Source organism: Mesorhizobium sp., from assembly GCF_041661565.1.
GTDB lineage: Bacteria > Pseudomonadota > Alphaproteobacteria > Rhizobiales > Rhizobiaceae > Mesorhizobium.
Genome location: NZ_JBAZUD010000069.1, coordinates 16,203 through 26,542, shown reverse-complemented (window position 1 = coordinate 26,542; position 10,340 = coordinate 16,203). Strand labels below are relative to the sequence as shown.

The 10,340-nt window shown below is 66.8% G+C and carries 9 protein-coding genes; 4 read left to right on the top strand and 5 right to left on the bottom strand.

The annotated features are described in order from the left end of the window. On the top strand, positions 1-448 hold a 448-nt coding region (locus tag WC739_RS14115), incomplete at its 5' end, for a 3-keto-5-aminohexanoate cleavage protein (protein ID WP_372953649.1). Positions 449-506: 58 nt separating this feature from the next. On the opposite strand, the gene WC739_RS14110 is transcribed toward WC739_RS14115, so the two are convergent. The 3 genes from WC739_RS14110 to WC739_RS14100 form a co-directional block, all read right to left on the bottom strand. Then, positions 507-1,613 carry a serine hydrolase domain-containing protein gene (locus WC739_RS14110; RefSeq protein ID WP_372953648.1) on the bottom strand — a complete coding sequence of 369 codons (1,107 nt, stop codon included), beginning with the start codon at positions 1,611-1,613 and terminating at the stop codon, positions 507-509. Between the two features lie 172 nt (positions 1,614-1,785). Continuing rightward, complete coding sequence (locus tag WC739_RS14105) at positions 1,786-3,384, bottom strand: ABC transporter substrate-binding protein (RefSeq protein WP_372953647.1); 1,599 nt, start codon at positions 3,382-3,384, stop codon at positions 1,786-1,788. A 46-nt stretch (positions 3,385-3,430) separates the two neighbouring features. After that, complete coding sequence (locus WC739_RS14100) at positions 3,431-4,564, bottom strand: NAD(P)/FAD-dependent oxidoreductase (protein WP_372953646.1); 1,134 nt, start codon at positions 4,562-4,564, stop codon at positions 3,431-3,433. A 134-nt stretch (positions 4,565-4,698) separates the two neighbouring features. Between WC739_RS14100 and WC739_RS14095 the strand changes: the two genes are divergently transcribed. Both WC739_RS14095 and WC739_RS14090 read left to right on the top strand, forming a co-directional pair. After that, a complete protein-coding gene (locus WC739_RS14095) occupies positions 4,699-5,316 on the top strand; it encodes a helix-turn-helix domain-containing protein (protein ID WP_372953645.1) in 618 nt (205 codons plus the stop codon). Between the two features lie 139 nt (positions 5,317-5,455). Then, on the top strand, positions 5,456-6,160 hold the full coding sequence (locus tag WC739_RS14090) for an SDR family oxidoreductase (RefSeq protein ID WP_372953644.1): 705 nt from the start codon (positions 5,456-5,458) through the stop codon (positions 6,158-6,160). Positions 6,161-6,429: 269 nt separating this feature from the next. Here the strand turns inward: WC739_RS14090 and WC739_RS14085 are convergent, their stop codons facing one another. Next, on the bottom strand, positions 6,430-7,644 hold the full coding sequence (locus WC739_RS14085; protein ID WP_372953652.1) for a cytochrome-c peroxidase: 1,215 nt from the start codon (positions 7,642-7,644) through the stop codon (positions 6,430-6,432). Positions 7,645-8,047: 403 nt separating this feature from the next. Here WC739_RS14085 and WC739_RS14080 point away from each other — a divergent pair, with 403 nt between their 5' ends. After that, positions 8,048-9,580: an acid phosphatase gene (locus WC739_RS14080; protein ID WP_372953643.1), complete on the top strand. Its 1,533-nt coding sequence runs from the start codon at positions 8,048-8,050 to the stop codon at positions 9,578-9,580. A gap of 47 nt (positions 9,581-9,627) precedes the next feature. Here WC739_RS14080 and WC739_RS14075 read toward each other — a convergent pair whose 3' ends face one another. Continuing rightward, positions 9,628-10,233: a DUF922 domain-containing Zn-dependent protease gene (locus WC739_RS14075; protein WP_372953642.1), complete on the bottom strand. Its 606-nt coding sequence runs from the start codon at positions 10,231-10,233 to the stop codon at positions 9,628-9,630. Positions 10,234-10,340 lie beyond the last annotated feature (107 nt).

Genomic DNA, 10,340 nt, shown 5'->3' with positions numbered 1-10,340 from the left:
ACCGCCCGACTACGCCTCGGTCAACCTGTCGGAAGCCGACGCGCCCGCGGTGATGGAGCTTCTGCGCCTGCGCACCATCGGCATCGAGGCGGGGCTTGCCAGCGTCGCCGATGCCGAGCGCTTCGTGGCGCTCGCCGGCCACAGAAGGGTGCTGCGCATCCTGATCGAGATCGACATCCAGGACCTGTCGGCGGCCCTTGACGAGGCGCAGGGCGTCGCCGCCGTGCTCGAACGCGCCGAAGTGCGGCGCCCGATCCTGCTGCATGGTTCCGACGCCACGGTCTGGCCGTTTGTCGAACTGGCGCATCGAAAGCGCTGGTCGACGCGGGTCGGGCTGGAGGACGGCAAGACGCTCGCCGACGGGACAGTGGCGAAGGACAATGCGGCGCTCGTCGCCGCCGCGGTGGCGCTGTTTCGCGCCCCGCCCGGTGGCACATCCTCGGCTTAGTCCCGCGCGGACCGGCGAGCGCGCGGCATAAGAGCCGGGCGACGACGGACCAACGCGATTACTTGCTTGGCCCCAAGATGATCTCGATCGCCTGGTCGACCACCGGGTGCAGTCCGCTTGCCTGGAAGGACAGCCGGTTGCCGGAGCCGACATTGCTGGTCATGGCGATGGTCAGGCCGGAAACCGGATCGTGCTGCATGACCGCGACGTAGCCGGGAATGCTGCCCTGGTGGCCGTAGAAGGCGCGGCCGCCATAGGTGCTGTTGAACATGCCGGCGCCTGTTTCGCGCATGCGGGTGCCGGGGAAGCTGACCGGCACGCGGCCGTCGAACATCTCGGCGAAGAAGGGCGGCGACAACAATTGGCCGGAAAACAATCCGCGCATGAAAAGCACCATGTCGGATGGCGTCGACACCATGTCGCCGCAGCCATAGGCGCCGCTGGAGGGGAACAGGTCGGACGAATCCTGCAGGTCGTCGGAATAGGGCAGGACGCCTTCCATGCGCCACATCTCGCCGCCCGAGGCGATGTCGGTGGAGGCGTTAGTGGCCGGCGGCGGCCGGTGGTAGTAACCGCGCACCATCGCGCTCTGCGGAAACGTTTCCGTCGCCGGCGACCAGGTGTTCTCCAGGCCGAGCGGCTCGAGGATCGCGCTACGGACATAGCCGCCCAGCGACTGGCCGGAGACGGCCTCGATGACCATGCCGGCCAGCACATAGCCGGTGTTGTTGTAGACGGCAGGCCCGCCCGGCGCCTTCTGCTTGTCGGAGGCAAAGGCGACGTCGACCAGCTGCTGCGGCGTCCACTGCCGGTCCGCGTCCATCGGGATGTAATATTCGAATTCCGGCAGGCCGTTGCGATGGTTGATCAGCTGGCGCACCGAAATGTCCTTGGCGCCCGGCAGGTCCGGAAACCAGGAGGCGATGGGCGCGCCGAGATCGAGCTTGCCGGTCTCGGCGAGCTTGACCAGGGCGGCGGCGACGAAGGTCTTGGTGCAGCTGCCGATCTTGAACAGCCGGTCGGGCGTGACCGGGACGCCGCTCTCGCGGTCGGCGAGGCCGGCGGTGACGGCGATAGGTGTGGCGCCTGTCGAGTAGGCAAGCGACGCACCAACCGCGCCATCGGCGAGGTAGGTGTCGAGGAGGGTGTTGAGGTCTTTTGGCATGGTTCACCTTTCTTCCTTCTCCCCCTGTGGGAGAAGGTGGATCGGCGCGCAGCGCCGAGACGGATGAGGGGTGTTGGCCGGAATGCAGTCGGTGCCAAGCTGGAACACCCCTCATCCGACCGAGCTTCGCTCGGCCACCTTCTCCCGCAAGGGGAGAAGGGGAGATCGCGTCCTATTCCGCCATATCGACGGCGGCGAAATTCTGCCGGCCGAACGGGTCGAGCACGTAGTTGAGCACGCTCTTGCGGATCGGGATGGCCACCATGGAATGGGCGATCGGCGCCACCGGCACCTCGACCTTGAGGATCGCCTGCGCCTTGGCATAGATGTCGGCGCGCTGCTTGAGGTCGGCGGTGATGCGGCCGTCCTGCAGCAGCTTCTCGAAATCCTTGTCGCACCAGCGCGAGCGGTTGGAGCCGCCCTTCACGCCATCGCAGGACAGGAGATAGCTCAGCATGTTGTCGGGGTCGCCATTGTCGCTGCTGCCGCCGAGCAGATAGGCGTCCTGCTCGCCCGCTGCCGTGCGCTTGAGATACTCGCCCCATTCGAAGCTGACGATCTCGGCCTGGACGCCGACCTTGGCCCAGTCGGCCTGGATCATCTCGGCCATGCGCTTGGCATTGGGATTATACGGACGCGACACCGGCATCGCCCAGAGGCTGACCTTGAGGCCGCTTTCATGGCCGGCCTCCTTGAGCAGCTTCTTCGCGCCGTCGGGGTCGTAGTCGATGCCGGCATCGGTGACGGCGCCGAGCTGCGCCGGCGGCACGACGCTGCCGGCCACCGTGCCGGCGCCGGCGTAGACGGCATCGACGATCGCCTTGCGGTCGACGGCCTTGGCCAGCGCCATGCGCACGCGCACGTCGCCCAGCGGCTTGTGCTCGACATTGAAGCCGAGGATGCCGATGTTCTGGCCCTTGAGATCGAGCACGGTGATGTCGGGATCGGTCCGCAGGCCGGCGACGGCGCTTGGCGGCGGTGGCGCGGCGACCTGGCACTCATTGGCCTTCAGGCGCTCGACGCGGGCGGTGGGCTCCGGCGTGACGGCGAAGACCAGCGTGTCGATCTTGGGCGCGCCGCGCCAATAGTCCTTGTTGGCGGCGTAGCGGACCTGGCTGTCGGGCACATAGGCCTGCAGGATGAACGGGCCGGTGCCGACCGGAGCGGAATCGATCAGTTCCGGGGTGCCGGCGGCGACCATCTTCTCGGTCTGCTCCAGCGACAGGATCGAGAGATAGTCGAGCGCGATGCCGGGCAGGAAGGTGACGTTGGCCGCGGTCAGCGTGAAGCGCACGGTGTAGTCGTCGACCTTGTCGATCTTGTCGATCAGCGTGCCCATGCCGAGCGCATTGAAGTACTCGTAATTGCCGCCGCCGAGCTTGTGGTAGGGGTTGTTGGCGTCGCGCTGGCGGTCGAAGGTGTAGAGCACGTCGTCGGCGTTGAACTCGCGCGACGGCGTGAAATGCTCGTTCGACTGGAACTTCACGCCGTGCCTGAGATGGAAGGTGTAGGTCTTGCCGTCGGGCGACACATCCCAGCTCTCCGCCAGTGCCGGGCCGACCTCGGTGGTGCCCGGCTTGAACTCGACCAGCCGGTTGAAGATCGTCTTGGCGGCGGCGTCCATGGTGGAATCGGCGATGCCGATCGCCGGGTTGAACGTCTCGGGATTGGCTTCCGAGCAATAGACCAGGGTCTTGGCGGAAGCCTGGCTTGCCAGAAGCAGGGACGAGGCCAGAAGGGTCGAGGCGAACACTGCGCGCATGGGTTTCATCGCAAACATTCCTGTAAGGGTTGGAGGAGCGGCGGGCGGGTGACGTTCATGGCGTTGCCTTGGAGGCGATCAATCGGTCGGGAGCGAGTGCCGCGGCGGTGATGCCGAGCGCCGCGAGGTCGTCGGGCAGGGGCTCGCCGCGCATCAGGGCCGAGCCGAGCCGAGCCAGCGTCAACGACACCTGGAAGCCGTAGCCGCCCTGGCCGCCGAGCCAGAAGAAGCCGGGCAGGCGCGGATCGAAGCCGATGACCGGGGTGCGGTCCGGCGCGAAGGTGCGAAGGCCCGCCCAGGGCGTCGACGGACGGCCGATGCGCAGCGATGTCGCCTGCTCGATGCGGTCGACCGCGATGGCGACGTCGATGTCCTCGGGATAGGCATCGCAGGGCTCGGAATCGGTCTCGTCGGCCAGCGAGCCGATCAGCCTGCCGGCGTCGGGCTTGAAGTAGAACTGTTCGTGCAGGTCGACCACCAGCGGCCACGCGCCGACATCCATGCCGGCGGGCGGGTCGAACAGGAAGGCCGTGCGCCGCTTGGGGCGGAAGCCCAGGCCCGGCAGCCCGGCCAGCCCGGCCACGACATCGACCCAGGCGCCGGCGGCGTTGACGACGATGTCGGCATGGTGGGTCCCGGCACCGGTGGTGACGTCGAAGCCGCCCTGGGTCCGGGAAATCGCGTGCACCTCCGCGCCGGTGCGGATGGTGCCGCCGGCTGCCTTCAGCGCCGCGGCCGAGGCGGCCAGCATGCTGGCCGTGTCGACATCCAGCGCGCCCGGTTCATGGACGCCGCCGCAGGTCGTTTCGGCGGGGATGACCGGCACCAGCGCGTTGACCTCCGCCGGGGATACGCGGCGCACGCTGGGCACCAGCGCCTGCATCTCGGCGGCCATGCGGTCGATGGCGTCGCTGTCGGCCACGCCGCCGACATGCAGCGCGCCACGCCGGTGGGAGGCGAAGCCGCCATCGATGATCGCCTGCCGGCTGGCCAGCGACAGCGCGCGCACCGCCGCATTGCCATAGGTCTCCGAAAACAGCGCCGCCGAGCGGCCGCTGGCGTGGTAGCCGAGATGCGGCTCGCGCTCCAGGACGGTGACTTCGGCCCATTGCTGCGCGGCGGCCGCCAGCGAGAGGCCGGCAATGCCGCCGCCGATGACGATGATCTTTTGGGGGGAATCCGAAGGCATCCGGCAGTAGTAAAAATAATTTCCTATCCAGTCAATGTTTCGCGTATAAGAAAACCGTTGGTGTTGTTGATAGCGGCCTGGAGTTCGACTACCTAGGAGGCTGGCGTGCGGATCGCCGTGCCAGGGAGCTGACGATGTCGGAGCAACCGAACCTCGGAGACTGTTTGCGGGGCCTCAGGAAGACGCATGGCTGGACCCTGCAGGAGGTCAGCACGCTGACCGGCGTCGCGGTTTCGACGCTCTCCAAGGTCGAGAACGACCAGATGTCGCTGGGTTATGACAAGCTGCTGCAGATCTGCGAGGGTCTCGGCATTCATGTGACGGAGCTGCTCAGCGGTTCCAGCAAGCAGCCGGCGGCGCGCACCCGCCGCTCGGTGACGTCACCCTCCAACACGCTGCGCCAGCTGACCCGCAACTACGACTATCGCTACCTGGCCACCGACCTGGTGCGCAAGCGCATGGTGCCGATCCACGCCTATGCGCGCGCCCGCACGCCGGAAGAATTCGGGCCGCTGACCAAACATGCCGGGGAGGAATTCCTGATCGTGCTCAAGGGCGAGATCGAACTCCACACCGACCAGTATGCCCCGGTGCGGCTGAAACAGGGCGAGAGCGTCTACATCGATTCGACCATGGGCCACGCCTATCTGTCGGTCGGCGAAGGCGATGCCGAGATGCTGTGCATCTGCTCTGGCGAGGAGCCCGACATGGAGGGCACGCTGCTCAGCGAGTTGGAGACGGTGGAGGGGTAGGGCCTCGCTCAGGCTTGTCCGATGCCGGCGCCCGGCGTGGTTGCCTGGCGGATCCTTCAGTCTTTCCGGTTCGAACCGGCGGAGAAACCGGCTATAGGACCGTCGAGACCGCAGCGTTCCCAACTGACGAGGAAAACCAATGAGCATAGAAAAGACAGCCATCATCGTCGCCGGCGGCAGCGGCATGGGCGCGGCGGCTGCGAAACGTCTGGCGGCGGACGGGTTCAAGGTCGCCATCCTGTCGTCGTCGGGTAAGGGCGAGGCGCTGGCCAGGGAATTGGGCGGGCTCGGCGTCACCGGCTCCAACCAGTCGAACGAGGATCTGCAGCGCTTGGTCGACCTGACGCTGGAGCGCTTTGGCCGCATCGACGTGCTGGTCAACAGCGGCGGCCACGGGCCACGCGCGCCGATCCTGGAAATCACCGACGAGCAGTGGCATACCGGCATGGATGTCTACCTGCTCAACGTCGTCAGGCCGGTTCGCATCGTCGCGCCCCACATGATCAAGCAGAAGGGCGGCGCCATCATCAACATCTCGACCGCCTGGGTGGCCGAGCCGAGCGCGATGTTCCCGACCTCGGCCGTGTTCCGCGCCGGGCTGGCCGCCTACACCAAGATCTTCGCCAATACCTACGCCGCCGACAATGTGCGCATGAACAATGTGCTGCCCGGCTGGATCGACAGCCTGCCGGCCACCGAGGAGCGCCGCGAGAACGTGCCGATGCAGCGCTACGGCACCAGCGAGGAGATCGCCGCGACGATTGCGTTCCTGGCTTCCGAAGGGGCGGGGTATATCACCGGCCAGAACATCCGGGTGGATGGGGGCGTTATCCGGGCGCTGTGAGGGCAGGGCGGCGGGGCTTTCGCTTTGCCGCGCTGGTCGACCCCCACTCCGTCGAGCTTCGCTCGACACCTCTCCCCCACTCGACGGGGTAGAGGAAAGGCGCCAGGCTTTTTGCCGTCAGCGCTCGTCCAGTTACGCTCCCTTCCTTTCCCTCCGGAGGGGGGAAAGGTGGCGCTGCGCAGCAGCGACGGATTGGGGGAACCACCTGGCAATCAGGCCTGGGGCTGCCACGCCAATCACACAGTCCGCAAGGCGAGAAGGCAAGGGCGTCAGCGCTGATCCGCATCGGTCAGCGTCTGCAGGAACGCAACGATGTCGTTGATCTCGGCATCGTTGAGCGCCGGCTTGTCGCCGGATTTCTTGCCGTCGAAGGGGGGATCCTGATTCAAGTTCGCCCAGTAAGCCTTTGGCAGGTCGTCATATTTCCTGATCGTGCCGTCGGCGTTCCGGGGGTACCAGCGGCCGGGATCCGTATCGCGGCTGGCGTAGAAGGCCACGGCGTCGCGCAGCGTGTGAAACCTGCCATTGTGGAAGAAGCTCTTGCGCAGGGCGACGTTGCGCAGCGTCGGCGTCTTGAACAGGCCGCAATAGTCGGCTCGTGCACGAAAATCGGTGCGCAGCGGGCCGCACAGGCCGAGATCGACATGGGTGGGGTCGGCATTGGCGGGGATCGCCGCATTGCGCGGCACGGCGATGGCGATCAGGCCGAAATCGGTGAATTGCGGCGGCTCGCCGTCATTGGCGGGCTCGCTCAGGTGGCAGCTGGCGCAATTGCCCTTGGCCTCGTCCTCGAACAGCGCGCGGCCGCGCAACTCCTGCGCGGACAGTGTCGCCTTGCCGGCGAGGAAGGCATCGTAGCGGCTGGAGTAGGGGTAGAAGTCGGGCGCGCTCTGCTCATACGTGCCGAGCGCCTCGACCGCGGCGTCGAAGGCGTCGCCGGGATGATCGAAGACGGCGTCGCCGAAGGCGGCCTTGAAGTCCCCGGCATAGACGGATTTGCGCAAGGCCGCAGTGACGGCGGCTTCGTCCTTGTTGGCCATCTCGAAGGGCGAGAGCAGAGGGATCCTGGCCTGGTCGCGGCCACGGTCGACGCGGCCGTCCCAGGTCAGGCCGCCGGTCGGGCCATTGTCGACGCTCTCGTCGCCCTCATCCTCGGAATCGTGGAAATGCTCGGTGAAGGCGGGCGCCGCCTGCAGGTAGCGCAGCGACGGCACGGCTCGCACGCCCGGCCGGTCGAGGTTCGGCCCGCCCATCTCGACCGGCGCCGCCGAGGCCGGGCCGAAGGCGTGGCGCGGGTCATGGCAGGACGAGCAGGCCTGCCTGCCCGAGGCCGAGAGAGCGGGGTCGAAGAACATTTTTTTGCCAAGCGCCGTGAGCGCCTCGGCGCGGGCGAAGGCATCGGCGCGCGACAGCGGGTCGGGGTGGACGCTGGCGGTTCCGGCGCCGACGACGGTGGCGCAGGAGATCGCGGCGATGGCGAGCATCGCTGCGACGATGGCGCGCTTTTTCCATTGTGCGGCTGGCATGTCGGTTGGCCTGCTTTCTGGTCAGCCAATCTGAGGCCTGGATTGCTACGGATTGATGACTGCGTGGCGGTGGCTTGGTGCGGATGGGTCGCGATCCTTCACACCCCCCTCTGTCCTGCCGGACATCTCCCCCGCAAGGGGGGAGATTGGATGTGGCCCTGCATTCGCCAATCACTAAGATTTGAGAGGCGCTGTGTCGGAAGCTGCCGATCTCCCCACTTGCGGGGGAGATGGCCGGCAGGCCAGAGGGGGGTGCTGTCCCGCCAGCCCATCCGGTGACCCGGTCTGTCACAAAGCTGACAAGCGGCGGCCCTAGCGTCGGGATGTTCCTCCAGCCATCCCCCAGCCACGAGGCATCCCCATGTCCAGGTCCTTTCTCTCGCTCTGCCTCGCTTCCACGGCGCTGGCGTCGGCGGCCACCGCCGTGCAGGCGGCACCGCCCGGCTACGACAAGATCGACACCGTCGTCGTCATCTATGCCGAGAACCGCAGTTTCGATAATCTCTATGGCGGCTTCCCCGGCGCCAACGGGCTGGCCAATGTCTCGCCCGAGCAGGCGCGCCAGCTCGACCGCGACGGCACGCCGCTTGCCGAGCTGCCGCCGGCCTGGGGCGGGCTGACCGCCAAGGGCGTCACGCCACCCGTGACCGAGGCCCAATCGGCGCATCTCGCCAATGCCAGCTTCGCCATCGACGATCCCAACGGCTTCAACGAGAAGACCTCGGTCATCACGCGCGACCTCTGGCATCGCTTCTATGAGGAGCAGATGCAGATCGATGGCGGCAAGAACGACAAGTTCGTCGCCTGGGCCGATTCGGGCGGCCTGGTGATGGGCCATTACGACGGCTCGGTGCTGCCGATGTGGGCGGTGGCGAAGAAATACGTGCTGGCCGACAATTTCTTCCAGGGCGCCTTCGGCGGCTCCTTCCTCAACCATTTCATGCTCGCCTGCGCCTGCGCGCCGGTCTATCCCAACGCCGACACCAGCCCGGCCAAGGGGCTTGTCGCCGTGGTCGAGGCCGATGGCACGACGCTGAAACCGGCCGACAATTCGCCGGCCTCGGCACTGGGCGGCGTGCCGAAATTCGTCAATGACGGCGCCATCACGCCGGACTTCCATGCCGTCAACACCATGCAGCCGCCCTACCAGCCGAGCGCCAACAAGCCGGCCGAGGGCGGCGACAAGGCCCTGGCCGACGCGATGCAGCCGACGACGCTGCCGCCGCAGCACGAGATCACCATCGGCGACCTGCTGTCTCTGAAGGGCGTCGGCTGGGCCTGGTATGCCGGCGCCTGGCAGGCCACGCTCGACGGCAAGAACGCGACGCCGGTGCCGAACTTCCAGTTCCACCACCAGCCGTTCAACTATTTTGCCGCCTATGCGCCCGGCACGGCAGCGCGGACCGAGCATCTCAGGGATGGCGGCCTGGGCGGCACCGAGTTCATCAAGGCCGTCGACGACGGCAAGCTGCCGGCGGTGAGCTTCTACAAGCCGCAGGGCAATCTCAACGAGCATGGCGGCTATGCCGATGTGGCGAGCGGCGACGATCACCTGGCCGATGTCGTGGCGCATCTGGAGAAGAGCCCGCAATGGAGCCACATGCTGGTCGTCGTCACCTATGACGAGAATGGCGGCTTCTGGGACCATGTGGCGCCGCCGAAGGCCGATCGCTGGGGACCGGGCAACCGCATCCCGGCCATCATCGTCTCGCCTTACGCGAAGGCGGGCACGGTCGACCATACGCAATACGACACGACATCGATCCTGCGCTTCATCACCGCGCGCTACGACCTGCCGGTGCTGCAAGGCATCGTCGCCCGCGACCAGGCGCTGCGCGACAATGGCCAGCCGGCGATGGGGGATCTGAGTGCGGCGCTCGATCTGACGAGGTAGCGCAGGTCAGAACTCGCCGCCGCGTCGCAAAGGCGCGGCGGACCGGGTCAAGGCCCGGTCACCAGGGCAAAGGCGAGCTTAAGCAGATTGCCGTCCTGGCCGAATTCGACGCGGTCGAAATCCCGGCTGGCTAGCACCCGCGCCTTCGAGATGGCGTCAAGCCGCGCGACCACCTCGGCCCTGGCCTTGGTGCATCCGGGATCGTCGGCAATCGTAAGACCGTCTATCGCCGCCTCGATGTCGTGGACCATCCGGATCATGGTGGCCCCGTGCACCTGCTCGTGCTCCGTGACGCCGGCGATAAAGCTGTCCCAGCTCTTCTGGACCGCGGCCGGCAATGGACCGGAAGGCCTCGGCAAAGTGTAGGTGATGACGAGCTTCGGCTTGCCCGACGCCACCACGCAGTCCTTGCCCCTTGGCCTATAGGCGCGCCCGCTCCACGTCAGCTTGAAATTGGTGTAGGCGATGGTGCGCGTCCTGGCGCCGCGGATCAGCGGCCCCTTTTCGCCGATCGAGCGATAGAGCTCCTGTCCGGACCGGCCTGAAATGGCGTAGGGCTCGACCTGCTCGACCGGCTTCCACTCGGCGTGGGCCGAAAGCGGCAAGGCCAGCAGGGCAGTCACCAGGAGAAACAGGCGAACGCAGCGTCTCAATACAACTCTCCGCGAAAGACAGGGGCCGATCTTGCCCGACAGGGCAATGCCATCCCGGCCGTTTTTCTATAGACTGCAGATGGGTCCTGCAAATGACGGAAGGGAAG